Source organism: Polynucleobacter antarcticus (assembly GCF_013307245.1).
In the GTDB taxonomy this organism is placed as follows: Bacteria; Pseudomonadota; Gammaproteobacteria; order Burkholderiales; family Burkholderiaceae; genus Polynucleobacter; species Polynucleobacter antarcticus.
Map to the genome: position 1 here is coordinate 1 of NZ_CP028941.1, position 24,761 is coordinate 24,761.

25 protein-coding genes and 1 tRNA gene are annotated in these 24,761 nt (G+C 45.5%); 21 read left to right on the forward strand and 5 right to left on the reverse strand.

Annotated features, from left to right (window positions below):
* The first annotated feature begins 30 nt into the window (after positions 1 to 30).
* The 20 genes from dnaA (at position 31) to priA (ending at position 21,189) form a co-directional block, all read left to right on the forward strand.
* A complete protein-coding gene (gene dnaA, locus DCO16_RS00005) occupies positions 31 to 1,455 on the forward strand; it encodes a chromosomal replication initiator protein DnaA (protein ID WP_173941773.1) in 1,425 nt (474 codons plus the stop codon).
* Positions 1,456 to 1,717: 262 nt separating this feature from the next.
* The gene (gene dnaN, locus DCO16_RS00010; RefSeq protein ID WP_173941774.1) at positions 1,718 to 2,833 is read left to right on the forward strand and encodes a DNA polymerase III subunit beta; all 1,116 of its coding nucleotides are present in this window, start codon (positions 1,718 to 1,720) and stop codon (positions 2,831 to 2,833) included.
* A gap of 11 nt (positions 2,834 to 2,844) precedes the next feature.
* Positions 2,845 to 5,343 (forward strand): DNA topoisomerase (ATP-hydrolyzing) subunit B, encoded by a 2,499-nt coding sequence (gyrB, locus tag DCO16_RS00015; RefSeq protein ID WP_173941775.1) that lies wholly within the window; start codon positions 2,845 to 2,847, stop codon positions 5,341 to 5,343.
* A 5-nt stretch (positions 5,344 to 5,348) separates the two neighbouring features.
* Entirely contained in the window at positions 5,349 to 5,837 is a 489-nt protein-coding gene (locus tag DCO16_RS00020; RefSeq protein ID WP_173941776.1) for an SET domain-containing protein, read from the forward strand.
* Positions 5,838 to 5,852: 15 nt separating this feature from the next.
* Entirely contained in the window at positions 5,853 to 6,071 is a 219-nt protein-coding gene (locus DCO16_RS00025; protein WP_173941777.1) for a DUF3717 domain-containing protein, read from the forward strand.
* A gap of 123 nt (positions 6,072 to 6,194) precedes the next feature.
* Positions 6,195 to 8,120 carry a tRNA uridine-5-carboxymethylaminomethyl(34) synthesis enzyme MnmG gene (gene mnmG / locus DCO16_RS00030; RefSeq protein ID WP_173941778.1) on the forward strand — a complete coding sequence of 642 codons (1,926 nt, stop codon included), beginning with the start codon at positions 6,195 to 6,197 and terminating at the stop codon, positions 8,118 to 8,120.
* Positions 8,113 to 8,787, forward strand: coding sequence for a 16S rRNA (guanine(527)-N(7))-methyltransferase RsmG (rsmG, locus tag DCO16_RS00035; RefSeq protein WP_173941779.1), 675 nt, complete (start codon positions 8,113 to 8,115; stop codon positions 8,785 to 8,787). Before mnmG ends, rsmG begins: the two co-directional genes overlap by 8 nt.
* A gap of 10 nt (positions 8,788 to 8,797) precedes the next feature.
* On the forward strand, positions 8,798 to 9,568 hold the full coding sequence (locus tag DCO16_RS00040) for a ParA family protein (RefSeq protein WP_173941780.1): 771 nt from the start codon (positions 8,798 to 8,800) through the stop codon (positions 9,566 to 9,568).
* Between the two features lie 23 nt (positions 9,569 to 9,591).
* On the forward strand, positions 9,592 to 10,482 hold the full coding sequence (locus DCO16_RS00045) for a ParB/RepB/Spo0J family partition protein (RefSeq protein WP_173941781.1): 891 nt from the start codon (positions 9,592 to 9,594) through the stop codon (positions 10,480 to 10,482).
* Positions 10,483 to 10,499: 17 nt separating this feature from the next.
* On the forward strand, positions 10,500 to 10,997 hold the full coding sequence (locus DCO16_RS00050; protein WP_173941782.1) for an ATP synthase subunit I: 498 nt from the start codon (positions 10,500 to 10,502) through the stop codon (positions 10,995 to 10,997).
* 30 nt (positions 10,998 to 11,027) lie between these two features.
* Complete coding sequence (atpB, locus tag DCO16_RS00055; protein WP_173941783.1) at positions 11,028 to 11,909, forward strand: F0F1 ATP synthase subunit A; 882 nt, start codon at positions 11,028 to 11,030, stop codon at positions 11,907 to 11,909.
* Between the two features lie 51 nt (positions 11,910 to 11,960).
* A complete protein-coding gene (gene atpE / locus DCO16_RS00060; RefSeq protein WP_046329354.1) occupies positions 11,961 to 12,227 on the forward strand; it encodes a F0F1 ATP synthase subunit C in 267 nt (88 codons plus the stop codon).
* 63 nt (positions 12,228 to 12,290) lie between these two features.
* Positions 12,291 to 12,761: a F0F1 ATP synthase subunit B gene (locus tag DCO16_RS00065; protein ID WP_173941784.1), complete on the forward strand. Its 471-nt coding sequence runs from the start codon at positions 12,291 to 12,293 to the stop codon at positions 12,759 to 12,761.
* Position 12,762: 1 nt separating this feature from the next.
* On the forward strand, positions 12,763 to 13,299 hold the full coding sequence (locus DCO16_RS00070) for a F0F1 ATP synthase subunit delta (protein WP_173941785.1): 537 nt from the start codon (positions 12,763 to 12,765) through the stop codon (positions 13,297 to 13,299).
* Positions 13,300 to 13,344: 45 nt separating this feature from the next.
* A complete protein-coding gene (atpA, locus tag DCO16_RS00075) occupies positions 13,345 to 14,886 on the forward strand; it encodes a F0F1 ATP synthase subunit alpha (RefSeq protein ID WP_173941786.1) in 1,542 nt (513 codons plus the stop codon).
* A 17-nt stretch (positions 14,887 to 14,903) separates the two neighbouring features.
* Positions 14,904 to 15,773: a F0F1 ATP synthase subunit gamma gene (gene atpG / locus DCO16_RS00080; RefSeq protein WP_173941787.1), complete on the forward strand. Its 870-nt coding sequence runs from the start codon at positions 14,904 to 14,906 to the stop codon at positions 15,771 to 15,773.
* Between the two features lie 56 nt (positions 15,774 to 15,829).
* On the forward strand, positions 15,830 to 17,230 hold the full coding sequence (gene atpD, locus DCO16_RS00085; RefSeq protein ID WP_173941788.1) for a F0F1 ATP synthase subunit beta: 1,401 nt from the start codon (positions 15,830 to 15,832) through the stop codon (positions 17,228 to 17,230).
* 21 nt (positions 17,231 to 17,251) lie between these two features.
* Positions 17,252 to 17,668, forward strand: a complete 417-nt coding sequence (locus DCO16_RS00090) for a F0F1 ATP synthase subunit epsilon (protein ID WP_173941789.1) — start codon at positions 17,252 to 17,254, stop codon at positions 17,666 to 17,668.
* A gap of 16 nt (positions 17,669 to 17,684) precedes the next feature.
* Positions 17,685 to 18,794, forward strand: coding sequence for a uroporphyrinogen decarboxylase (gene hemE, locus DCO16_RS00095; protein ID WP_173941790.1), 1,110 nt, complete (start codon positions 17,685 to 17,687; stop codon positions 18,792 to 18,794).
* Between the two features lie 262 nt (positions 18,795 to 19,056).
* Positions 19,057 to 21,189, forward strand: coding sequence for a replication restart helicase PriA (gene priA, locus DCO16_RS00100; RefSeq protein WP_173941791.1), 2,133 nt, complete (start codon positions 19,057 to 19,059; stop codon positions 21,187 to 21,189).
* Here the strand turns inward: priA and gcvH are convergent.
* The 4 genes from gcvH to DCO16_RS00120 all read right to left on the reverse strand — a co-directional run bounded on the left by gcvH (position 21,186) and on the right by DCO16_RS00120 (position 23,174).
* A complete protein-coding gene (gene gcvH, locus DCO16_RS00105; protein ID WP_173941792.1) occupies positions 21,186 to 21,575 on the reverse strand; it encodes a glycine cleavage system protein GcvH in 390 nt (129 codons plus the stop codon). The genes priA and gcvH overlap by 4 nt on opposite strands.
* Before the next feature lie 72 nt (positions 21,576 to 21,647).
* Positions 21,648 to 21,833, reverse strand: a complete 186-nt coding sequence (locus tag DCO16_RS00110) for a hypothetical protein (protein WP_173941793.1) — start codon at positions 21,831 to 21,833, stop codon at positions 21,648 to 21,650.
* 41 nt (positions 21,834 to 21,874) lie between these two features.
* Positions 21,875 to 23,017, reverse strand: a complete 1,143-nt coding sequence (locus tag DCO16_RS00115) for a fatty acid desaturase (protein ID WP_173941794.1) — start codon at positions 23,015 to 23,017, stop codon at positions 21,875 to 21,877.
* 81 nt (positions 23,018 to 23,098) lie between these two features.
* Positions 23,099 to 23,174: transfer RNA gene (locus DCO16_RS00120), tRNA-Arg, on the reverse strand.
* A 100-nt stretch (positions 23,175 to 23,274) separates the two neighbouring features.
* On the opposite strand from DCO16_RS00120, the gene DCO16_RS00125 reads away from it, so the two are divergent.
* The gene (locus DCO16_RS00125; protein WP_173941795.1) at positions 23,275 to 23,784 is read left to right on the forward strand and encodes a c-type cytochrome; all 510 of its coding nucleotides are present in this window, start codon (positions 23,275 to 23,277) and stop codon (positions 23,782 to 23,784) included.
* A gap of 51 nt (positions 23,785 to 23,835) precedes the next feature.
* Here the strand turns inward: DCO16_RS00125 and rsmI are convergent, their stop codons facing one another.
* Positions 23,836 to 24,741 (reverse strand): 16S rRNA (cytidine(1402)-2'-O)-methyltransferase, encoded by a 906-nt coding sequence (gene rsmI / locus DCO16_RS00130; RefSeq protein WP_173941796.1) that lies wholly within the window; start codon positions 24,739 to 24,741, stop codon positions 23,836 to 23,838.
* Positions 24,742 to 24,761: the final 20 nt, after the last annotated feature.

Below are 24,761 nucleotides of genomic sequence, written 5' to 3' on the forward strand. Positions count from 1 at the left end.
TGAAATCGCTACAATAGACCTTCTAAAAATATGAGTAATTTACAAAATCCCCCTGCATTAAAGCTGCTTAGTCCACTTGGTTTTTGGGATGGCGCACTTGGTACATTCGCGCGCGAGCTCTCCCCCCAGCAGTTCAAAACATGGATACAGCCCCTAACTCTCATCTCTTATAACGAAAGTGAGTATTTACTAACTATTGGCGCTCCAAACCGATTTAAGCTTGATTGGATAAAAAAAACTTTTTCAGATCGTTTTCAAGAGTTAGCCACTGAATACTTTGGCTACGCCATTTCACTCAATTTTGTACTTAATGTAGACGGTGCAAGCTCACAAACGGCCGTAGAAACATCCCCCATTGAGGTGGTGGGGCTGCCGGTGGCCTTAATAAATCATGACAACCCGTCCACAGATGAGCATGCCTTTGAAATAGAGGACCACTCCAAACTTAACCCAAATCTCACATTCGAAACTTTTGTTACTGGAAAAGCTAACCAATTAGCTCGGGCAGCCTCCATTCAAGTAGCACACAACCCTGGAACGTCTTATAACCCGATGTTTTTGTATGGCGGTGTGGGCCTAGGAAAAACCCACCTAATTCATGCCATTGGCAACCACCTTCTTAAAGAAAAGCCTGGCGCCCGAATTCGTTATATTCACGCTGAGCAATATGTGTCCGATGTCGTGCGAGCCTATCAACAAAAGGCTTTTGATCGCTTTAAGCGCTACTATCACTCGCTTGATCTTCTTTTAATTGACGATATTCAGTTTTTTAGCGGCAAATCCCGCACCCAAGAAGAGTTTTTTTATGCCTTCGAGGCGCTACTAAGCAACAAATCGCAGGTCATCATTACTAGTGATACCTACCCAAAAGAGATGGCCGGAATTGATGATCGGCTAATTTCTCGTTTTGATTCCGGGCTTACGGTGGCTATAGAACCGCCCGAGCTTGAGATGCGAGTGGCTATTTTGATGAAAAAAGCGTTGATTGAAGGCATCCCTATGAGTGAGGATGTGGCATTTTTCGTTGCAAAGCATTTGCGCTCTAATGTGCGCGAACTTGAAGGTGCGTTGCGCAAGATTTTGGCTTTTGTCCGCTTTCATGGCAAAGAGGTCACTATTGAAGTTGCCAGAATGGCTCTTAAAGACCTGTTATCCATCCAAAACCGGCAAATTTCAGTTGAAAACATTCAAAAGTCAGTCGCAGATTTTTATAGTATTAAGGTTGCTGACATGTATTCAAAAAGGCGTCCTGCGAACATTGCTAGACCAAGACAAATTGCGATGTTTATGGCAAAAGAGTTAACTCAAAAAAGTCTCCCAGAAATTGGGGAATTATTTGGTGGGCGAGATCACACAACCGTTCTACACGCAGTTCGTAAGATTGGTGAAGAGCGTACTCGCGATGGGCAACTCAACCATGAAATACATGTAATAGAGCAAACCTTAAAGTCTTAAATTTGCTTGTGGATAAGTGTGTGGATGGTTGAGTGGATAAGTTTGTGGGTTCTATGTGGATAAATTGTGGAAAACGGCTCCTTCATGCAAAAATAGAGTGCCAATTAAAAGTTATCCAAGATTTATCCAGTGTTTATACAAAAGTTTTACACAGGGTTTTAAGAGTTTAGTGGCTTGTTTTATAAGGTGTTTATAACTTATCCACTGAAAAAGCAGGCCTTACTACTACTACTAATAAGATATATACAAGGATTTAAAAGCAATGCAACTCGTAAACACATCGCGTGATAGTTTATTGAAACCCCTTCAAGTTGTTAGTGGCATTGTGGAACGAAGGCACACACTGCCCATTTTGGCGAATTTACTTTTCAAAAAGTTGGGTGACCGTGTTTCTTTTGTGTCTACTGATATTGAAATACAAATTACCACCAATGCCATGTTTGGTGTAGGTGAGGATGACGTAACGACTACAGTGGCTGCTAGAAAGCTTTTGGATATTTTAAGAGCGCTCCCAGAGGGCCCTGTTGCCTTAAATCTGAAAGACAATCGTATGGTTGTGCAAAGCGGTAAAAGCCGCTTTTCATTACAAACTTTATCGGCCGCAGAGTTTCCTGTAATGCAAAGTGTTGGCGAAGTGACAGCTAAATGGAAAATGCCTCAGAAGAGTTTTCGACAGCTAATTAGTCAAGTGCATTTTGCAATGGCCCAACAAGACATTCGTTATTACTTGAATGGAATGTTATTGGTGCTTGAGGGCAAACAGGTTATTGCAGTTGCCACCGATGGTCATCGCCTAGCTTATTCACAAGTGGAATTATTAGAGGCGCCTTCAGGTTCTGGTCAAAAACAAGAGATCATTATTCCTCGCAAAACAATTTTAGAATGCCAACACTTGTTGGAAGACTCAGATGAGGTGTTGGAGATGAGCCTAAGCTCAAATCAAATTAAATTTACTTTTGGCGACATTGAATTAATTTCTAAGTTGGTTGAAGGAAAATTCCCGGATTTTCAGCGGGTTATCCCAAAAGGACATAAAAACTCATTAGTAGTCGGTAGAGATGTTTTACAGTCAGCGCTTCAGCGAGCTGCAATTTTAACTACTGACAAATTTAAAGGTGTTCGGTTTTCTTTATCGCCAAATCGGATTACAGTGCAATCGACGAATGCCGAACAAGAGGAAGCACAGGAAGAAATTGAAACGGAATACAGTGGAGACACTGTTGAAATTGGCTTTAACGTAAGCTACTTACTAGACGTTTTATCAAACCTAAAAAACGACAAAGTTCAAATTAGCCTAGGTGATGCCAACAGTAGCGCGGTCATCACCCTACCAGGCTCAGAAGATTTTAAGTATGTCGTGATGCCAATGCGTATTTAATTTAGAAAAAAATGACTGAAGAAAAAAAAGTAGTAGAGCAGTACGGCGCATCATCCATTCAAATTTTAGAAGGCCTTGAAGCGGTTCGCAAACGCCCTGGCATGTACATTGGAGATACTTCTGATGGTACGGGCCTTCATCACCTTGTCTTTGAGGTTCTAGATAACGCTATTGATGAAGCGCTTGCCGGATATTGTTCTGAAATTACAGTAGTAATTCAAACGGACAATTCAATATCCATTGTTGACAACGGTCGAGGCGTTCCAACAGGTATTAAATACGACGATAAACATGAGCCCAAAAGAAGTGCTGCTGAAATTGTTATGACGGAGCTTCACGCCGGTGGAAAATTTGACCAAAACAGCTATAAAGTATCTGGCGGACTACATGGCGTAGGAGTGAGTTGTGTGAACGCCCTTTCAAAGTGGCTGAAGCTTACGATTCGTCGCGACGGTAAAGCGCACTATATGGAGTTTGCGCGTGGTGTGATCCAAAATCGTAATATTCAAGACGAGAACGGCGTAGCTACATCTCCCATCTCTATTACTGGCGACACAGACCTTTCTGGAACCGAGGTACATTTTTTAGCCGATGAGACTATTTTTGGAAATGTTGAGTTCCACTATGAAATTTTAGTAAAACGAATTCGTGAGCTGTCGTTTCTGAATAATGGAGTTCATATCAAACTCATTGATCAGCGCTCTGGCCAAGAAGAGGATTTTGCTTTTTCCGGTGGCGTAAAAGGATTTGTTGAATACATCAATCAAACTAAAACCGTTTTACACCCCAATATCTTTTATGCCGAAGGTATTCGACCATCAGATTTAGGTGGGAATATTACTGCTGAAGTATCCATGCAATGGAATGACAGCTTTAGTGAACAGGTTTTATGCTTTACCAATAACATCCCCCAACGAGATGGCGGCACGCATTTGACCGGCCTTCGCGCCGCCATGACCCGCGTCATTAATAAGTACATTGACGAGCATGAGGTTGCTAAAAAAGCAAAAGTAGAAATTTCTGGTGACGATATGCGCGAGGGGCTTACCTGTGTTTTGTCGGTTAAGGTTCCGGAGCCCAAGTTTTCAAGTCAAACCAAAGACAAGCTAGTGTCAAGTGAGGTTCGTGGCCCCATTGAAGAAATTGTTGCTGAAGCCCTAAGTGCGTATTTGCAAGAACGTCCAGCGGATGCAAAGATTCTTTGTGGAAAAATTGTAGATGCTGCACGAGCCCGAGAGGCGGCGCGTAAAGCGCGTGACATGACGCGACGTAAGGGCGTGCTTGACGGCCTAGGCTTGCCTGGAAAGCTAGCCGACTGCCAAGAGAAGGACCCCACGAAATCAGAATTATTTATTGTCGAGGGAGATTCCGCAGGCGGCTCTGCTAAGCAGGGCCGAGATCGGCGTTTTCAAGCCATCCTCCCATTAAAGGGAAAAATCTTAAACGTTGAAAAGGCGCGCTTTGATAAAATGCTTGCTAGCCAAGAGGTGGTTACCTTAATCACCGTTTTGGGTACGGGTATTGGTGCCGAAGAATATAAAGCAGATAAGCTGCGCTATCACCGCATCATCATCATGACCGATGCGGACGTTGATGGAAGCCACATTCGCACGCTATTACTCACCTTCTTTTATAGGCAGATGCCTGAGCTCATTGAGCGTGGGCACATTTATATCGCCCAACCGCCGCTGTATAAAGTAAAGTTTGGGAAAAATGAGCAGTACATCAAAGATGATGCCGAACTTAATGTGCTTCTACTGAAAATTGCACTGGAGTCGGCCTCTCTTCAAACACCTTCTGGTGAAATCATAGAGGGTGAGGCTTTAGGCGAGCTGGCTAAACACTATCAAGTCATCCAATCCATTGTCGATCGCCTTTCAAGAACGATTGACGAAGATGCGTTACGCGCAATTGCTTCTGGTACAAAGCTTAATTTAGATACAGAAGGGGCCGCACAGGACTCTGCTGAGCGCTTGCGTAGTGCGCTTACTGAATCTTTGAATCCTTTGGCGTTGCCACCAGAAATTATTGTGCAAAAAGAAGAGCGGACCGATCGCTTTAAGCTTTTATTGTCTCGCCGCATTCACGGCAACCTCAAATTGTCTGCGATTAATTCTGACTTTGTACATGGGGATGATTATCAAAGCCTCTCTAATGCCGCAGCCGTTCTTTCGGGCAAAGTGCTGCCGGGCTCCAAAGTGCGTCGTGGTGATCCAGAGAAAAACCAGAAAGAACAATCTATACAAGATTTTAGGGCAGCCTTTGCATGGTTGTTATCCGAAGCGGAGCGTGTGCTCAGTCGCCAACGTTACAAAGGTTTGGGCGAGATGAATCCATCCCAACTTTGGGAAACCACTATGGATGCCGGATCAAGAACATTGCTCCAAGTAAAAATCGAGGATGCAATCACGGCTGATCAAGTGTTTACAACTCTCATGGGCGATGAGGTCGAGCCACGTCGTGCCTTCATTGAGAAAAATGCTTTAATTGCCCGCAACCTAGATGTTTGATGTCAATGAGTAAACAGAAATTAGTGGCGCCAAAAGTTGATCGTTCTTCTGTTGAAGTGCGGTCCTCGCCTATTCATGGCAAAGGCGTCTTTGTGCTTAAGCCAATTAAAAAAGGTGCGGCCATTGTTGAGTACAAGGGCGAGCACATTAGCTGGAAGCTAGCAGAGAAGCGTCACCCACATGACCCCAAGGATCCCAACCATACCTTTTATTTTTCTTTAGAGAGTGGTCGTTGCATTGATGCAAAGTACGGCGGTAACGCTGCACGGTGGATTAATCACTCATGCAAACCAAGCTGTGATGCGCGCGAAGATACCTTTGGTAAAGACCCCCGTGTTTTCATTTATGCTAAACGTGATCTTAAGGTTGGAGAAGAGCTTTTCTATGATTATTCCTTGGGTATTGAAGGCCGTATTACCAAGCAAATGAAAAAAGATTACGAATGTCGTTGTGGTGCAAAGAAGTGTCGTGGCACCATGCTAAATCTAGATTAAAGACGGCTTTTTAATATGCTGTTTTTGTCAATTCAAGATTTAGAGGCCGCCATTAATTATTGGCGTGGTCGATCTCCTGCTTCAGGTGAGGAGTTGCATTTATGCCTTGAGGCAGCCGCACTTGCGAAGCCTTATGCACTTATGATTATTCAGGGCGCACAAAGGGTTCCATTGGATATGTTGGATGTCGCCGCTAAATCTGCTATTGAAAAATACCAGAAACTACCCAAATAAATAAAATATCTATTTAAATCAATGTATTGCGGATGGCTTAGGCGCCATCGATGCTATTTTATCCATTTTGTTTCACGTGAAACCAACAAAATGCTATGATCATCGCCCCATCAAAGGTAAATCATGCGTTACTCAAAGAATTTCGATGTCATAGTGGTTGGCGGCGGTCATGCTGGAACTGAGGCCGCCCTTGCGGCCGCACGTATGGGTTGTGACACGCTGTTAATTACTCACAGTATTGAAAGTTTAGGCGCAATGAGTTGTAACCCCTCAATTGGGGGGATTGGCAAGGGTCACCTAGTTAAAGAGATTGATGCGATGGGCGGCGCCATGGCTGCCGCAACTGACGAGGCCGGCATTCAATTTAGGATCTTGAACTCAAGTAAGGGGCCAGCGGTCCGCGCCACCCGCGCCCAGGGCGACAGGATTTTGTATAAAGCGGCTATTCGCCATCGTCTGGAGAATCAAGAAAATCTCACCCTTTTTCAGGCTGCAGTAGACGATCTTTTGGTTAAGGGAGATGAGGTCCAGGGCATAGTGACTCAGATGGGCCTTGAATTTATGTCACGGAAAGTGGTGCTTACAGCGGGGACTTTCCTTAATGGCAAAATTCATGTTGGCTTAAACAACTATTCTGGCGGGCGAGCTGGCGATCCAGCGGCGATTTCTTTGTCGGATAGATTAAAAGAACTAAAGCTTCCTCAAGGCAGACTTAAGACAGGCACCCCACCCCGCATTGATGGCCGAACAATTGATTTTTCCGTCATGCTTGAGCAGCCTGGGGACTTAGACCCCATTCCTGTTTTCTCTTATCTAGGTAGGCCAGAACAGCACCCTAGGCAAGTTCCTTGCTGGATCTCACATACTAATGAGCAAACACACGACATTATTCGCGGCGGCCTGAGCCGTTCCCCGATGTATACCGGGGTGATTGAAGGGGTTGGCCCCCGTTATTGCCCCTCTATTGAGGACAAAATTCATCGTTTTGCCTCCAGAAATAGCCATCAAATTTTTCTAGAGCCCGAGGGATTAACAACCAACGAGTTTTACCCCAATGGAATTTCTACTAGCCTCCCTTTTGATGTTCAGTGGGATTTGGTGCGTAGTATTCGAGGTCTAGAGGCCGCGGTCATTGTGCGCCCTGGTTATGCTATTGAGTATGACTTCTTTGATCCCCGCCATTTGCGCCACAGCTTAGAAACGAAGGCAATTACTGGCTTGTATTTTGCGGGTCAAATTAATGGCACAACGGGTTATGAAGAGGCCGCAGCACAGGGTATGTTGGCCGGTATTAATGCTGGTTTGGCGGCAAAGGGTAAGGCACCCTGGACTCCTAAGCGGAGTGAGTCTTATATCGGGGTATTGGTTGACGATTTAATTACTCTAGGCGTTCAAGAGCCATACCGAATGTTTACCAGCCGCGCTGAGTATCGCCTCAGTTTGCGCGAAGACAATGCGGATATGCGATTAACGGCCATTGGTCGAGAGCTTAACTTGGTCGACGACTATCGCTGGAACACATTTTGTCGAAAACAAGAGGCTGTTTCACGTGAAACATTAAGGTTGCAAGAGACCTGGATAGGCCCCAAACATGATTCCGCAAAACTTGTTTCTGAGCTTCTGGGTCAAGATTTATCGCATGAGTGTAGTTTGGTAGAGTTAATAAGGCGCCCTGGTGTCACCTATAACGCCGTTATTGGCTTAGCAAACGGTATGTGGTCTCCAGGTCCTCTGGATGATGATTTGGGCCTGGCGCAGCAAATAGGCGATCAGGTAGAGGTTGCCATTAAATACAAAGGTTACATAGATAGACAGGCAGCTGAAATTGAGCGCCAGAGCCATCATGAGGACTTCCCTTTGTCCGAGGCTCTTGATTACACCCAGGTGCTTGGTTTGTCAAAAGAAGTGCAGCAAAAACTGAATCTTCATAAACCAGATACCTTGGGCCAGGCTGGCAGAATCTCGGGTGTGACACCAGCAGCGCTCTCCTTGTTGTTGGTACATCTTAAAAAAGGCCTGGGACGCACCACAGAAGCCTCTCATGAGTAATGAGCTTATTGCTTTGGGCGTTGAGGGCTTGGGTCTTGACCTTACCCCTGAAAACCTTGCCAATTTAGAGTTGTTTTTACAAGAAATGCATCGTTGGAATCGCGTTCATAACCTCACGGCGATTGACAATGAGCAGGATTCAATACGCCTGCATCTCATTGATTCTATTACAGTTTTACCGATAATGCGGCATTATTTAAAAATACAAAGCCCCCAGATTGCTGATTTAGGCTCAGGCGGCGGCTTACCTGCCATTCCAATTGCTATCTTGCAGCCAAGTTGGCATTTGACTTTAATAGAAGCTGTGCGAAAAAAAACCGCTTTCTTGCAGCATATTCGCGGTAAGTTAGGCTTAAAGAATATTGAAGTGCTGAGTGAGCGGGCAGAGGCTGTTGCCAAAGCACGGCCAGGGCAATTCGATGCCGTGATTTCTAGGGCATTTTCTAGCCTAACCCAATTCTTAGACCTATCTCTCCCCTTGTTAAGGCCGGGCGGCCTTGTTTTTGCTATGAAAGGGAAGCGCGCTGACGAAGAATTGAAGGCCGTTTGTATTGATAGTTGGCAGTTGCTTGCGGATGAGTCTTTGCATATTCCCAATCTGGCGGTGGAGCGACGTCTATTGGTTTTATCCCCCATGAGAAAATTACCCCTTTCAGCACAACATTAATAAGAAAACGATGGCCAAAATATTTTGTATTGCCAATCAAAAAGGCGGCGTTGGTAAAACAACCACTGCAGTTAATTTAGCGGCAGGTTTAGCAGGCTTACAGCAACGCGTTTTGTTGGTGGACTTAGATCCACAAGGCAATGCCACGATGGGGTCAGGTATCGAAAAAGCGGATTTAAAAAACACGGTGTATCAAGTGTTGATCGGCCTTGCTTCTATAAAAGAAAGTGCGCAACGTTGCGAAAGTTCTGGCTACGATGTGCTGCCTGCCAATCGCGATTTAGCGGGTGCGGAAATTGAGTTGGTAGATCTCGATTCTCGGGAGCAGCGTTTGAAAGATGCGCTTGCCGAAGTAGGCGGGGACTACGATTTTATTTTGATTGATTGCCCTCCCGCACTATCCTTGCTAACACTTAATGGATTGTGTGCAGCCAATGGTGTGATCGTACCAATGCAATGTGAATACTTTGCTTTAGAGGGTTTATCCGACCTGGTAAATACTATTAAGCAGGTACACGCCAACTTAAACCCGGACCTGGTCATTATTGGTTTGCTGCGCGTTATGTTTGATTCACGCATGACTTTGCAGCAACAGGTTTCAGATCAGTTGATTGAGCACTTTGGTGACAAGGTATTCAAAACTATTATCCCGCGCAATGTTAGGCTGGCTGAGGCCCCATCTTACGGGCTTCCTGGAGTTGCTTTCGATAAATCAGCGCGCGGCGCAAAAGCATATTTAGAGTTTGGTGCCGAAATGATTGCGCGCATCAAGCAAATGTAAAACGGAGAGGCAATAAAAATACTATGGTCGCAATTAAGAAAAAAGGCTTGGGCCGCGGGCTAGATGCCTTGCTTGGTGAAAAGGCGCAAAAAGAAACGACCACCGAGATTAATCGTTTGCCATTAAGTGCATTGCAAGCGGGCAAATATCAACCGCGCCAAAAAATGGAAGCGGGCGCCCTGCAAGAGTTGGCTGAAAGTATTCGCGAGCAAGGCGTGATGCAGCCATTGTTGGTGCGCTTAGTAGCGCCAGGGAAATACGAAATTATTGCGGGTGAACGTCGTTTTCGTGCGGCCACTTTAGCTGGATTGAAAGAAGTGCCTGTATTGGTTTCTGGGGCCGATGATCAAGCTGCTGCTGCAATGGCCTTGATCGAAAATATGCAGAGGGAAGATTTAAATCCGCTGGAGGAATCGCAAGGTTTAGCGAGGCTGATTGAAGAGTTTCGATTTACCCATGAGCAGGCCGCTAAAGCAGTTGGCAAATCTCGTAGCGCCATCACCAATTTACTGCGCTTAAGTCAGCTGGCAAAGCCAGTTCAAGCAATGCTCTTGGCAGGGGATATTGATATGGGCCACGCCCGTGCCCTACTTCCATTGCCGGGTGCGAGTCAGGTGGCCTTGGCCCAAAGAATTGCTGCACAAGGACTATCTGTGCGAGAAGCGGAAAGAATGTCGACAGCTTTGGCTTTGGCCGGGGGCCATATTGGCGACAAAAAAGGGAAAACGAAGGCTGGGGGCGGGGCCGTAAGTCGTGACCCGGATATGCAGCGCCTCACCCATGAAATTTCAGATCTTATTGGCCTCAGTGCGGAATTTAAACTTAAAGGCCAGGGCGGAGAGCTTAAAATCCGCTTTAGTCAATTTGAGGAGCTAGACTCCTTATTAAGTAAATTAGGCATCAAAGTAGATTGAAGCCCCCTGATAAAAAATTGAATACGAATAGGCCGACTTCTAGGCCAGCAGATCAGTGGGAGGACTCTGCCGAAGAGATATGGCCAAGTTATAGCAAGCAAGACATTGAGGCATTGAAAGCCTTAAACCCCAGATTGTTTACGAACAGCCGGTCTTGGTATGTCATCTTGATGCAAATAGGCATTACGCTAGTTTTATCGTTTTTTTTCTTCATATTTGTTGGAAGCCCTGATAATTCCGTTTATACTTACTCCGCTTTAGTAGGCGGCTCAATTGGTTTTTTGCCTTCAACCCTATTTTTATTGCGTTTAGAGCTTGCAAAAGCCAGCAATAAAAATAAGAGTGCTGGCACCTACTTATCTGCCCTGGTATCCGGTGAGCTGCTAAAAATTGTTTTAACTGTGCTGCTGTTTATAGCATTTGCTATTAAGTTGCCAGACTTGAAATGGGTACCACTATTAGTAGCATATGTGGTGACCCTAAAATGTTATTTATTGGCTTGGTTTTGGAAATAATCAAGCAATTAAAAGGAACGGGTTTATCAGATGTCTAGTGAAGTGAAAGCTGCAGCAGAAGTCGCGAATCAGGCTCCGCTGACCCCAACCGCATACATTGCTGAGCACCTGCAAAACCTCAATTCGGTTGGTGGCCCTCAAGACGGCATCATTAATTTCAGCGTTTTAAATTTAGATACTCTGTTTTGGACTGCCCTCATGGGTATCATCACGGTTGTTTTCTTGTTGATCGCAGCCCGCAGGTCAAGTCCAGGGGTCCCAGGAAGATTTCAGTGTTTAGTTGAAATGTTGGTGGATATGGTCGAGACCCAATCCAAAGGGATTGTGCATGGTGACCGCTCTTATATTGCACCCTTAGCTTTGTTTGTGTTTTGTTGGATCATTTTGTTAAACACCTTAGATTTGGTGCCAGTTGATTGGGTAGTGGGCGTCAATCACTTTATAGAGGGATTTGGTATTCATGTTCCTCACCATAAGCTTGTGCCGACAACAGATTTGAACGCCACTCTTGGCTTGTCATTTTCAGTGCTGCTCCTAGTGTTTTTCTACAGCATCAAGATAAAGGGCGTTGGCGGCTTTGCTAAAGAGCTACTATCAGCACCGTTTGGTCCAAAATGGTACTTAGCCCCCTTTAATCTTGTACTTAATATTATTGAATATATTGCTAAGGGCGTGTCCTTAGGTATGCGGTTATTTGGCAATATGTACGCAGGCGAATTGATATTCTTATTGATCGCCCTCTTGGGAAGTATTTGGACGTTTAGTTTGGATCTTTCCATGCTTGGTTTCGTTGGGCATGTCATTGCTGGCTCTGCCTGGGCAATATTTCATATTTTAGTCATTCTGTTGCAAGCTTTTATTTTTATGATGCTGACTTTGGTCTACATTGGTCAGGCACATAGTCATCATTAAGTAACAACCACCCTTTATTTTTAACTTTATCTTTAATACTCAGGAGTAATCATGCAAGCATTCTTAGCCAATATTCAGGGACTCACCGCTATCGGCATTGGCCTTATCATCGGCCTCGGCGCACTTGGAGCCTGTTTGGGCATCGGCATCATGGGCGGCAAATTTATTGAAGGCGCTGCACGTCAGCCTGAGTTGATTAATGAACTCCAAACCAAGATGTTCCTTTTGGCCGGCTTGATCGACGCTGCGTTCTTAATTGGCGTTGGTGTTGCGATGTTGTTTGCTTTTGCAAACCCACTACTCGCAGTTATTAAGTAATTGTTTTGGCGTGGATGACTATCAAGCCATCCAACTGTTCTCAACAATACTGAAAGGAATATCGTGAATCTGAACGCGACCCTATTCGCGCAAATGATTGTTTTCTTCGTCTTATGGTGGGTAGTTGCCCGTTTTGTGTGGCCACCACTTATTAAGTCATTAGATGAGCGATCAGCCAAAATTGCCGAAGGTTTGGCAGCAGCCGAACGTGGTAAAGAAGCGCTTTCATTGGCAAATAATGTGGCCGAACAAGAATTAAGCAAAGCCCGCCAAGAAGGTGTGCAGCGTGTTGCTGAAGCTGAGAAGCGTGCACAAATGTCTGCGGAAGAAATTCGCGCCAACGCACAAGCTGAAGCGGCCCGTATTATTTCTCAAGCAAAGCAAGATGCAGATCAGCAGGTAACACGTGCTCGCGAAGTGTTGCGGGCCGAAGTGGCAATGCTGGCCGTTAAGGGCGCCGAACAAATTTTGCGCCGCGAAGTGGACGCAAAAACACACGGTGCATTGCTTGATCAGTTAAAGGCAGAGCTCTAATATGGCTGATTTAGCCACCATTGCACGCCCCTACGCTGAAGCGCTTTTTCAGAGCGCTAAGCCTGCTGAGCTCGCTGCTTATTTGCAACAGTTACATGAGCTAGCGCAGCTCGCTGCATTGCCTGAGGTTGCCGTCCTCTCAAATAACCCAAAAGTTTCTGCAGATGATTTAAGCAAATTACTTTCTGGCATGGTGAAGACAAAATTAGATGGGAAGGTTTCTAGTTTTTTAAGCCTGATTAACCAGAGCCATCGTTTATCAGCGATTCCTGAAATTGCAATTCAATTTGAAGCGATGAAAAATAAGAGCGAAGGTGCTGCAGAGGTGCTAATTACAAGCGCATTCCCATTAGAAGGCTCTGCACTGAACGACTTATTGTTAAGTTTGAAAAAGCGCTTTGGGGGTAAAGAATTGCGCCCGACTATTCAGGTAGATCCAGCATTAATTGGCGGAGTTCGCATTCAGGTTGGTGATGAAGTGATGGATAGTTCAGTGAAGGCTCGTTTAGCTCAAATGCAAGTCAGTCTTGGTGCTTAAGACATCCCTATTAAGAACATACGAAATAATACCCAGGAGTAAGTAATGCAACTCAATCCTTCCGAGATCAGTGAACTGATCAAAAGCCGAATTAGCGAAATGGGCGTTGACTCCCAACTTCGCAACGAGGGCACTGTAATTTCAGTGACCGACGGTATTTGCCGTGTACACGGTTTATCTGGTGTGATGCAAGGCGAGATGTTGGAGTTTCCTAACAACACCATCGGCCTCGCTTTAAATCTAGAGCGCGACTCCGTTGGTGCCGTTGTATTGGGTGAATACACCCATATTAAAGAAGGCGACCCAGTTAAATGTACGGGCCGCATTTTAGAGGTGCCTGTCGGCCCAGAGTTGCTTGGACGCGTAGTCAATGCACTCGGTCAGCCGATTGATGGCAAAGGCCCTATCAATACAAAATTGACAGACTTCATTGAAAAAGTAGCTCCAGGCGTGATCGCTCGTCAATCCGTTAGTCAGCCATTGCAAACTGGTTTGAAGGCAATTGATGCCATGGTTCCGATTGGCCGCGGTCAACGTGAGCTGATCATTGGCGATCGTCAGACTGGTAAGACAGCGGTTGCAGTGGATGCGATTATTAACCAAAAAGGTAAGGGTGTTTATTGCGTCTATGTCGCGATCGGCCAAAAGGCTTCTACCATTGCTAACGTAGTTCGCAAGCTCTCAGAAACTGGCGCAATGGAGTACACCGTAGTAGTAGCGGCCAGCGCCTCTGAGTCTGCAGCGATGCAGTACCTCTCAGCGTACGCTGGTTGCACCATGGGCGAGTATTTCCGTGACCGCGGTGAAGATGCGCTGATCGTGTATGACGACTTAACAAAACAAGCCGTTGCGTATCGTCAAATTTCTTTATTGCTTCGCCGCCCCCCAGGTCGCGAAGCCTATCCTGGCGACGTCTTCTACCTTCACTCCCGTTTGCTCGAGCGCGCTGCTCGCGTCAACGCTGAATATGTTGAGAAATTTACAAACGGATCAGTAAAAGGTAAGACAGGCTCCTTAACCGCGTTGCCAATTATTGAAACCCAAGCTGGTGACGTTTCAGCATTCGTTCCAACTAATGTGATTTCGATTACTGACGGCCAAATATTTTTGGAGACTGACTTATTTAACGCGGGTGTACGCCCTGCGATTAACGCGGGTATTTCTGTTTCACGCGTTGGTGGGGCAGCCCAAACTAAAGTTATTAAGAAACTATCTGGCGGTATCCGTACCGACTTAGCCCAGTATCGTGAATTGGCAGCGTTTGCACAGTTTGCCTCTGACCTGGACGAGGCAACTCGCAAGCAGTTAGAGCGCGGCCGTCGTGTTACAGAGCTCTGTAAGCAAGCACAATATAAGCCATTACAGGTTTGGGAAATGGCCGCATCTTTGTTCGCGGTGAACAATGGGTATTTTGATGATCTTGAAGTAAAGAACGTGCTGGCATTTGAAAAAGGTTTGCAAGACCATTTGAAATCTAAATATGCTGACTTAGTTGGGCGTATCGAAGAGACTAAAGACTTAAGCAAAGATGATGAAGCTACTTTACGTGCTGCCATTGAGGATTACAAGCGCTCAGCCTCCTTCTAAGAGGGCGCGCATACATCATGGCAAGTACTAAAGAGATACGATCCAAGATCAAGAGCGTGCAAAACACGCGCAAGATCACGAAGGCAATGGAAATGGTTGCTGCATCTAAGATGCGGCGTGCCCAAGAGCGCATGCGTAACGCCCGCCCCTATTCTGAAAAAATTCGTGAGATTGTTGCGAACCTTTCAAAAGCGAATCCAGAGTTTCGCCCTGCGTACATGGCCACACGCGAAGTCAAGAAAGTTGGCACTATATTAGTTACAACAGACAAAGGCTTGTGCGGCGGTTTAAATACTAATGTATTGCGTCTGATTGCAAATCAAGTGCGTGATTTTCAAGGGCAAAAAATCGAGGTTTCTTACACTGCAATTGGGTCAAAAGGCCTGCAGTTCTTAAACCGCTCCAAGGCAAAGTTAATCTCTCAAATTATTCAAATTGGTGATACGCCACACATGGATGTATTGATTGGTGCCATTGTTGCTCAACTAGAAGCGTTTGAGCGTGGCGAGATTGATGCTGTCTATTTGGCATATACGCGATTTGTAAACGCTATGAAGCAAGAAGCGGTTTTGGAAAAGCTACTACCCTTAGAGCCAGCTGAATTAACGCCAGAAGAAAAGTCTGGTAATTCTTGGGACTACATTTATGAGCCTGATGCTGAATCTATCTTGAACGGTTTATTAAAGCGCTATGTAGAGGCCATGATTTATCAAGCTGTTGCTGAAAATATGGCTTCCGAGCAGTCTGCGCGCATGGTTTCCATGAAGGCCGCCTCAGACAATGCAAAGAACGTTATTGGCGAATTGCAATTGGAATACAACAAAACACGACAGGCTGCTATTACTAAAGAGCTATCCGAAATTGTTGGCGGAGCGGCCGCTGTTTAGGCGGTCAGCGTTTAGGAATACGAAAGAATTTATAGAATTAAAAGCGGAGAAATGCGATGAGTAACGGAAATATCGTGCAGTGTATCGGTCCAGTGGTGGATATTCAGTTTCCACGCGACAAAATGCCCAGTATTTATGAGGCATTGACGCTAGTTGAAAGCGGCGAAAAATCATTTGCTGAAAAAGGCTTAACCTTTGAGGTTCAACAACAAATTGGCGATGGTGTTGTTCGTGCGATCGCTATGGGCGCAAGCGATGGCTTACGTCGCGGCATGGAAATTAAGGCTTCTGGTAAGCCCATTTCTGTACCGGTTGGCCCAGCAACACTAGGGCGCATCATGGACGTTTTGGGCCGCCCTATCGATGATGCAGGCCCTATTGCCACCGAAGAGCGTCGCGCTATTCACCAGCCAGCACCAAAGTTTGATGAGCTCTCCCCTTCGGTTGATTTGTTAGAAACGGGTATTAAGGTAATTGACTTAGTTTGCCCCTTCGCAAAAGGCGGTAAGGTTGGACTGTTCGGTGGTGCGGGTGTTGGTAAGACCGTGAACATGATGGAATTGATTAACAACATTGCTAAGCAACATGCTGGCTTATCCGTATTTGCGGGTGTTGGTGAGCGAACCCGTGAAGGTAATGACTTCTATCACGAGATGAAAGAGTCTAACGTTATCGATAAAGTAGCTATGGTGTTTGGTCAGATGAATGAGCCCCCTGGCAACCGTCTGCGCGTTGCGCTGACTGGTTTGACTATGGCTGAAGCATTCCGTGACGAAGGCCGTGACATCCTATTTTTCGTTGACAATATTTATCGCTTCACCCTCGCCGGTACTGAAGTATCTGCTTTGCTTGGTCGTATGCCATCTGCCGTGGGTTATCAGCCTACTTTGGCAGAAGAGATGGGCAAGTTACAGGAGCGTATTACTTCTACTAAGACGGGCTCAGTTACGTCTATTCAGGCAGTGTATGTTCCAGCCGATGACTTAACCGATCCATCACCAGCAACAACCTTCTTACACCTTGACTCTACTGTAGTGTTATCGCGCGACATTGCTGCGCTCGGTATTTACCCAGCAGTGGATCCATTGGATTCCACTAGTCGTCAGCTAGATCCACAAGTTGTTGGTCAAGAGCACTACGATGTTGCCCGTGAAGTACAGATGACCTTGCAGCGCTATAAAGAGTTGCGCGACATTATTGCAATTTTGGGCATGGACGAATTATCCCCAGAAGATAAGCTTGCCGTATCCCGTGCCCGTAAGATTCAGCGCTTCTTGTCACAGCCATTCCACGTTGCTGAAGTGTTTACTGGTTCGCCAGGAAAATACGTTCCGTTGAAAGAAACTATTCGTGGTTTCAAAATGATTTGCAGCGGTGAGTTAGATCACTTACCAGAGCAAGCGTTCTATATGGTGGGTTCAATTGATGAAGCCATCGAGAAAGCTAAGAAGCTTTAATCAGATTCATCTAGGGAAATTATGTCAACCATACGCGTCGATGTAGTAAGTGCCGAGCAATCTATTTTCAGCGGTGAAGCAAAGTTTGTTGCGCTTCCCGGTGAAAACGGCGAGCTTGGTATTTTGCGCGGTCACACTCCGTTGATTACACGTATTCGTCCAGGCTCAGTTCGTATTGAAAAAGCCGATGGCGATGAAGAATTTGTATTCGTAGCGGGCGGCTATTTAGAAGTTCAGCCTGACCATGTGACTGTTTTAGCAGATACTGCCATTCGTGGTCATGACCTTGATGAAGCAAAGGCCACAGAAGCGAAGAAGCGTGCTGAGGAAGCAATGCAGAATCGTGGCACAGACTTTGATTTGGCTTTAGCCCAATCAGAGTTTGCCATGGCTGCTGCACAGTTAGCAGCGATTGCTCGCTTGCGTCGTAAGAAATAAAAAACGGGCCACCCAATTGTTGTTAAATGATCGGTTTTTAAAAGCTTGCTTAGGTGAAGCAGTGGATCAAACGCCACTATGGCTTATGCGCCAGGCGGGCCGCTATCTCCCAGAATACAACGCTACTCGAGCGAGAGCAGGTAGCTTTTTAGGGCTTGCAAAAACCCCCAGTTATGCAACTGAAGTAACGCTTCAGCCTTTAGATCGCTACCCATTAGATGCAGCGATTCTTTTCTCAGATATTCTGACGATTCCAGATGCAATGGGATTGGGGTTGAAATTCACTGCGGGCGAAGGCCCTAGCTTTGAACACCCACTTCGCACGGAAGAGGCTGTTAAAAAATTACGCGTTGCAGATATGAATGAGCTCAAGTATGTTTTTGATGCCGTTTCAGAAATTCGGAAAGCATTAGTTCAGGATGGCAAGCAACGCGTGCCGCTGATTGGTTTTTCCGGTAGCCCATGGACACTTGCTTGCTACATGATTGATGGTTCTGGCTCCGATGATTTCCGTCATGCCAAAACAATGATGTTTAGTCGCCCTGATTTACTGGAATACATTCTAGAAATTAACGTACAGTCTGTTGCTGCTTACTTAACAGAACAAGTCAAGGCGGGTGCTCAGGCCCTGATGATTTTTGATACTTGGGGAGGCTTACTGCCTGATGGCTGGTATCAGCGCATGTCTCTGGCGGCGATGCAAAAAGTGATTGCACTATTGCCGCGCGAGTATGAGGGTAGAAAAATCCCCATCATCATGTTTACTAAGGGTGGCGGTATTTGGTTAAACGATATGGCACAAGCTGGGGCAGATGTCATCGCTATCGACTGGACAATGCCGCTTGGCCGTGCCCGCAAACAACTTTTAGATATTAATAAGCCTTTGGCCCTTCAAGGCAATCTCGATCCATTGATTCTTTTTGCTGAGCCAAGCCAAATCAAAGTAGCGGCTTCAGCCCTACTGGACGACCTAGCGAAATCCCCTACTTTAAAGCCGGGCCTCCATCCCCTTGACGGTCATATTTTCAACCTTGGTCATGGCATTAACCAGTTCACGCCCCCTGAGAGCGTCACGGCCTTATGCGAAGCAGTCATTTCAAGGTCAAAAGTCCTCAGGGCAAGGTAATATTCCCAAGTAGGCGCTAACTTAGTAGCCGTTGTAACAAAAGTTATGCACATATTGGTGCAGAGTTACTAATACAGGGGGATTGGAAGCAATATTCAATATCTACTTTTAATAAATTATATAAGTAACTGATTTATAAAGAATAAATTAAAAATAGATAATAAAAGCTTAGGAAGACATTCCTATAAAATAAGTAGACATAGGATGTTTTGTAAATGATATCCACAGACTTATCCACAAGCAAAGCCAGAAACTTGAGTAAATGACTCTTAAACCCATTGTGGTCCAGGTAGTGCTTGATAAGCCCCTAGCCCAGGGGTTTGATTACTTGTGGGATGCTGAAAAATTAGGCAAATTACCTGAAGTTGGCTGTTTAGTGGAAGTTCCGTTCGGACGATCAAGCGGGGTAGGAGTAGTTATAAGAGTTAGCGATCACTCAGCTTTTGAAATGGACAAATTGAAATCCATTTCTCAATTAGCACCTTTACCGTCATTGGACCCCGGGCTATTGCGCATGATGAACTTTGCAAGCCAATATTACGTCCATGCGCTAGGCGAAACAATTCTGCCAGCTATTCCACAGATGTGGAAAAAACCCGATGAGTGGGGCAAGATAGTAAAAAAAATAGAGGCCGCGGAGAAAAAGCAAGGCTTAGATAAAGAGACGACATCTGAAGGCTTCATTTCAAAGGAACAACTAAATTCAGGTCAAAAAAAGGCGCTCCAAGATCTACTGTTGGATGAGAAAAGTGGAAAAAAATTTAGGGCGATATTGTTGCAAGGCCAGACAGGTAGCGGTAAAACAGCCGTATTTTTAAATTGGCTAGCCAGTATTTTGGAAGATGCAAATGCACAAGTGCTCATACTAGTGCCAGAAATTAATTTGACCCCACAATTAGAGAGGCGGGTGCGAGCATACTTCCCAGATAAAAAGATGGTGGTGTTACATAGTGATGTGAGTGAGAAGAAAAGAGGCATCGCATGGTTTGAGGCAATGACAGGAAAGGCTAAAATTATTTTAGGTACCCGACTTGCAGCCTTAACTCCCCTGCCAAATCTCAGTGCAATCGTGGTTGATGAAGAGCATGACTCTTCATATAAACAGCAAGATGGAATACGATATTCTGCAAGAGATTTAGCAATTTGGCGAGCACATGATTTGCACATTCCTATTTTATTATCTTCAGCTACGCCATCACTCGAGACCTGGATTGCTGCACAGTCTAGCCGATATGAATATATTAGATTGGATCAGCGCGCACAAGGTGCAAACCTGCCTAAAGTAAATCTAATTAATACGCGAGATCCGCAACATCAATTTAGTCCCGGAGATCTTGGAGCGCCAACGCAAAAAAGTCTCATCACGAAAACATTGGCTCAAGCAATTACTAAAAATTTAGCAACTAAGAAACAAAGCTTGATACTGATTAACCGTCGAGGTTATGCGCCAGTATTAAGTTGTAGTGCTTGTCAATGGTTATCGAGGTGCACACAATGCTCAACTTATGCCGTAATGCATAAGGCAGGAGCGTTGGGAAATAGACCGGTATTGAGTTGCCATCATTGCGGCCTAGTACAACAGATTCCTCGCTTTTGCCCAGACTGCGGTAATGCCGACTTAAAAACCCTAGGACATGGAACACAGAAATTGGAAGATGCTATTGAAGATATGTGGCCGCAGGCAAGAGTACTGCGAGTGGACACCGACTCTACAAAAAAGAGTAAAGGGGCAGAAGCCTTATTTCAAGAAATTCATAACGGAAATGTAGATATTATTGTCGGAACCCAAATGATTGCCAAGGGCCATGACTATCAAAACATAGGGCTAGTGGCGGTATTAGACGCAGATAGCCGTTTGTTCTCAGCAGATTTTAGAGCAGCAGAAAGATTGTTTGCGCAACTAGTACAAGTGGCGGGGCGTGCTGGCAGAGCAGGCACCGAGCTAGAGGCGGGCGGAGAAATATACATTGAGACTCAGTATCCAGAGTCTCCGGTTTTTCAGTATTTATTGCGCCACGATGTGGATGGATTTTTAGCATTCACAGCCCGCGAAAGAGAGGAGGCAAAGTTACCTCCAAACTCTTATCAAGCACTGATACATGCCGAGGGTAAAAACTTAGAAAAGGCCATCCAATTTTTGCTTGAGCTAAAGAGCGTATTAAAAGCCAGGGGGCTCATTACAAAAGAACTTAAGGTATACGACCCCGTAGCAAAACCAGTGATGCGCGTTGCTGGATCTGAGCGCGCCCAATTGGTCATTGAGTCTCAGAATCGAAAGGCCTTACAAGAGGTGCTTGAAGTTGTTGATCAAGAATTACGCCAACATTCTCAGGGGCGTATTAGTAAAGCATCTCGCATCCGTTGGCTCATTGAGCGCGATCCAATTACGATTTAGCTGCCTACAGTTGCGCTATATTGCTCAAGATTCATTAAGCTGGCTAATTCGGCATGAAGAGTATCGTTAGATTCGGGCTTAATTTTGAAAAGCCAAACCGCATAAGGCTTTTCATTAATGATTTCAGGAGATGAGTCCATCTCTGCATTGATAGCAACGATTTCTCCGCTGATTGGCGCATGAATATCACTCGCAGCTTTGACAGATTCAATTGCAGCAATAGCCTCACCTTGTTTTACCTGCCGACCTATTTCGGGTGCCTGAAAAAACATCACATCACCTAATGCTTCTTGGGCATGGTTGCTAATGCCTACCCAAATGAGGCCGTCATCTTCGCTTGCCCATTCATGGGATTGTGCGAACATAAAGGTGTCTTGATTTTTCATAATCGAAAATATACCAATCTAACAATGAAAGGTAGGAGAAGCAAAACTAAAGGTGAATAACCTAACTGAGAATTAAGTCTTGGCGGATCCGGTACGGTGAGTACGGTTAAATAAACAGCTTGCACAAATCCAGCGCTGTTTACGATTACTGGTCGGAATCCATGTGCCACCTTCCAGGCGCTTCTCGCGACTGCAAGAAGAACAAAATTTCAGACTCTGGGAAGTGTCTTGGGTAGCAGCAGGAGTCGAGGTAGTCATGGGCAATCCGGGTAAGCCAAATCAATTACAGAAAGTCTATTTTAACCGTTTTGCGCTACTGGAGCTGGGCTCAAGACAACTCGGATGGAATCCGCTGTTTTATTGCCATCAAAGTCAAGCCAAGACTTATTCTCAAAGTCATAGAGCTTGCACTTACGAGCCGTCTCAAAATACCATTCCCAAGAGAACTTTTGAATGAAAATACGCTCTGGAAGGATGGTTTCCAGGGTATTTTGGGCCTCCTGAAGGCGGTAAAGAGGCACACTCATGTCAACGTGATGAGCTGTATGTTCCATGATATGGTGCATTAAAGAGCCCCAAATCCAGTTAAAGGTTAGATGGACAGTGGTCGATACAAAAGGCTGGGCACGTAACCATTCTGATTTTTTGTCATACCAAGATACCGATGTGTGGGTATGGTGAACATAGACCACAAACCCAATCATGCCGTTCCAGAATAGAAAGGGAATAGCAAATCCAATGATTAAGCCGATCCAAACCGATTGGCCAGTTGCTAGGGCGCCAGCGATCAGACAGCCGATCCACACAACAGCAAAGGCAGATACCAGTAAATTATCCTTAAGGAAAATCGGGCGGTCACCGGGTTTGTTCTTTGCGTTTGGAAAATACTCACGTCTCCACCAAATTTCAATAAGGTAATAAAAGACTGGTCCCCAGCCACTGCGATAAAGTCGCTCTAGACTTTTGCGCCATCCTGGTAAGGCATCGAATTCCGCCTTGGATAGCGGAGCCCATACGAAGTCAAAACCTTTTAAATTGGTCTGACCATGATGCACCACGTTATGCCCTACATCCCATAGGCTATATGGCGTCAGGGACGGTAAGAAGGCAATTCGACCTAACACTTTATTAAGTTCACGATGCGGGGTAAAACTTTGATGACAAGCATCATGACCCAAAATAAAAATCCGACCAGTTACAAAGCCTGCGATTACGCCAAAGACTATTTTAAGCAAGACGCTTTCCACAAAAATCGTTCCAGCAATACAGCCTAGCCATAAAGCAGCATCGAGTATGAGCAGCATCAAAGCCTTTGCTGTTTGCCCTTGAGCCATGGGAATCAGCCAGCTACGAATGATTTTGCGGTGTGGCAATGGCAGATGCGGAGCCAAAGGATTGGCCATCGACGGCTCGGAGAGCGAAGGATTTAAGTGATTAGTCATGATAAGAATCAATAAGTTAACCAGGAATGATAGACTTATTCACAGTTTTTCGCATGCGCTAGGTCAAAAACACCCTCATTTTGGTGCGCCCGGCAGGAATCGAACCTGCGACCCTTGGCTTCGGAGGCCAATACTCTATCCACTGAGCTACGGGCGCCTCATGAAAAACGTTAACCTCGCTATTGTAAGTGCCTAAACCCCGCCCTCTCGTTATAATCTTGGCCAAACAACACTAACTCGTCAAATAAAAAAGTCCTATGAGCGAAGCACACGGAAACATCATTAAGACCCCTAAACAACTCATCATTATGGTATTTGCATGCTTTTTCGTGCCACTAATCATTATTTTGTTGTTATTGGTATATGTAAATAGCGGTAAACGCATTGCAGATTCTGGAGCATCTACGGAGCTCTTGATCAAGCCTGTGGCCCAACTCAACTTCAAGGACGCCAGCGCTCCACGTGAATTTCAAACGGGTGAGCAGGTATATAAGGCAGTTTGCTCTTCATGCCATGCATCCGGCGCTGCTGGTGCGCCAAAATTTGGCGATGCAGGAGCTTGGTCTGCCCGTCTTGGTAAGGGATACGATGGTTTGTTAACTTCGGTGATTAAAGGAAAAGGCGCCATGCCTGCACGCGGCGGCGCAAATCCTACCGATACCAGCGATTACGAGTTAGGACGCTCAGTGGTGTATGTAGTGAACTCTGCCGGTGGTAAGCTGTCAGAGCCTAAAGCGCCAGTACCCGCTGCCCCTGAAGCGAAATAACTTTCGCAATAGTTTCTATGCACTCAATAAAAGCTGGCATTAGGCCAGCTTTTATTCTTTAATGTTCTCTGCTTTTGCATCAAGTGCAACTTGATAGGCTTCTTTTTTACTGATGCCTAAAATTTGTGCCAGCACAGAAGCAATCTCTTTACTCCCTAAGTAAGGAGCCAGTACATTTGCCCAAAGCAACAGGGTCGCATGCTCTGGAGCCTCATCATTGTTGGCTTGGCGGCCTGCTACCAAAATAATAAATTCGCCTTTCAGGCTCTCAGCTTTTTCAAGCCACTGTGGAATATCGGCAGCAGATAGTGCCACGAGCTGTTCAAACTTTTTCGTCAGCTCTCTACCGATAACGATTTGACGATCAGACTCAAGATGCTTACAAAGGCTTAAGAGTGTTTCAGAAATTTGGTGGGGTGACTCAAAAAAGATACTGGTTTTTGAGTTAGAGCGAATATCTTGAATAAGCATCTCGCACTCTTTTGTTTTATTGGGCCAAAACCCAAGAAACTGAAAACGCCCTTCTGATGACAGCATGACAGAGCCACTAGCTGAAATGGCTGTGGAGACTGCGCTTGCCCCGGGAACGGGAATGACTCGAAAGCCAGCCTGCCGCACTGCACTGACGAGCCGGGAGCCTGGATCAGAGACTCCGGGTGTGCCAGCGTCTGATATATAGGCCCAGCGCTCATGTTTGCTCAGGTGTTGAATTACAGATTGTGCGCCAGCCAGTTCATTGTGTTCGTGCAATGCCAGGCATTTTTTATGAATTCCAAAATGTTGGAGAAGGGGCGCGCTATGTCTAGTATCTTCGCAGGCAATCCCATCAACTAGGTTGAGAATATGTAATGCACGTAAGGTAATGTCACCCAGATTGCCGATGGGTGTGGCAACCATATATAGGGCCCCAGTTGGCATATCTTGTTGTTTTAAAAAGTCGAACGAACTTAATTCCATGGGGATATCTTTTATGTAGA

Coding starts and splice junctions, on each gene's coding strand:
- DCO16_RS00020 (WP_173941776.1), top strand. CDS start 5,349: ATGAGTAAACAGAAATTAGTGGCGCCAAAAGTTGATCGTTCTTCTGTT.
- DCO16_RS00070 (WP_173941785.1), top strand. CDS start 12,763: ATGGCTGATTTAGCCACCATTGCACGCCCCTACGCTGAAGCGCTTTTT.
- DCO16_RS00040 (WP_173941780.1), top strand. CDS start 8,798: ATGGCCAAAATATTTTGTATTGCCAATCAAAAAGGCGGCGTTGGTAAA.
- DCO16_RS00115 (WP_173941794.1), bottom strand. CDS start 23,017: ATGACTAATCACTTAAATCCTTCGCTCTCCGAGCCGTCGATGGCCAAT.
- mnmG (WP_173941778.1), top strand. CDS start 6,195: ATGCGTTACTCAAAGAATTTCGATGTCATAGTGGTTGGCGGCGGTCAT.
- DCO16_RS00110 (WP_173941793.1), bottom strand. CDS start 21,833: ATGACTACCTCGACTCCTGCTGCTACCCAAGACACTTCCCAGAGTCTG.
- rsmI (WP_173941796.1), bottom strand. CDS start 24,741: ATGGAATTAAGTTCGTTCGACTTTTTAAAACAACAAGATATGCCAACT.
- rsmG (WP_173941779.1), top strand. CDS start 8,113: ATGAGTAATGAGCTTATTGCTTTGGGCGTTGAGGGCTTGGGTCTTGAC.
- gyrB (WP_173941775.1), top strand. CDS start 2,845: ATGACTGAAGAAAAAAAAGTAGTAGAGCAGTACGGCGCATCATCCATT.
- atpE (WP_046329354.1), top strand. CDS start 11,961: ATGCAAGCATTCTTAGCCAATATTCAGGGACTCACCGCTATCGGCATT.
- DCO16_RS00045 (WP_173941781.1), top strand. CDS start 9,592: ATGGTCGCAATTAAGAAAAAAGGCTTGGGCCGCGGGCTAGATGCCTTG.
- atpB (WP_173941783.1), top strand. CDS start 11,028: ATGTCTAGTGAAGTGAAAGCTGCAGCAGAAGTCGCGAATCAGGCTCCG.
- DCO16_RS00090 (WP_173941789.1), top strand. CDS start 17,252: ATGTCAACCATACGCGTCGATGTAGTAAGTGCCGAGCAATCTATTTTC.
- DCO16_RS00025 (WP_173941777.1), top strand. CDS start 5,853: ATGCTGTTTTTGTCAATTCAAGATTTAGAGGCCGCCATTAATTATTGG.
- dnaA (WP_173941773.1), top strand. CDS start 31: ATGAGTAATTTACAAAATCCCCCTGCATTAAAGCTGCTTAGTCCACTT.
- dnaN (WP_173941774.1), top strand. CDS start 1,718: ATGCAACTCGTAAACACATCGCGTGATAGTTTATTGAAACCCCTTCAA.
- priA (WP_173941791.1), top strand. CDS start 19,057: ATGACTCTTAAACCCATTGTGGTCCAGGTAGTGCTTGATAAGCCCCTA.
- gcvH (WP_173941792.1), bottom strand. CDS start 21,575: ATGAAAAATCAAGACACCTTTATGTTCGCACAATCCCATGAATGGGCA.
- DCO16_RS00125 (WP_173941795.1), top strand. CDS start 23,275: ATGAGCGAAGCACACGGAAACATCATTAAGACCCCTAAACAACTCATC.
- atpG (WP_173941787.1), top strand. CDS start 14,904: ATGGCAAGTACTAAAGAGATACGATCCAAGATCAAGAGCGTGCAAAAC.
- atpA (WP_173941786.1), top strand. CDS start 13,345: ATGCAACTCAATCCTTCCGAGATCAGTGAACTGATCAAAAGCCGAATT.
- atpD (WP_173941788.1), top strand. CDS start 15,830: ATGAGTAACGGAAATATCGTGCAGTGTATCGGTCCAGTGGTGGATATT.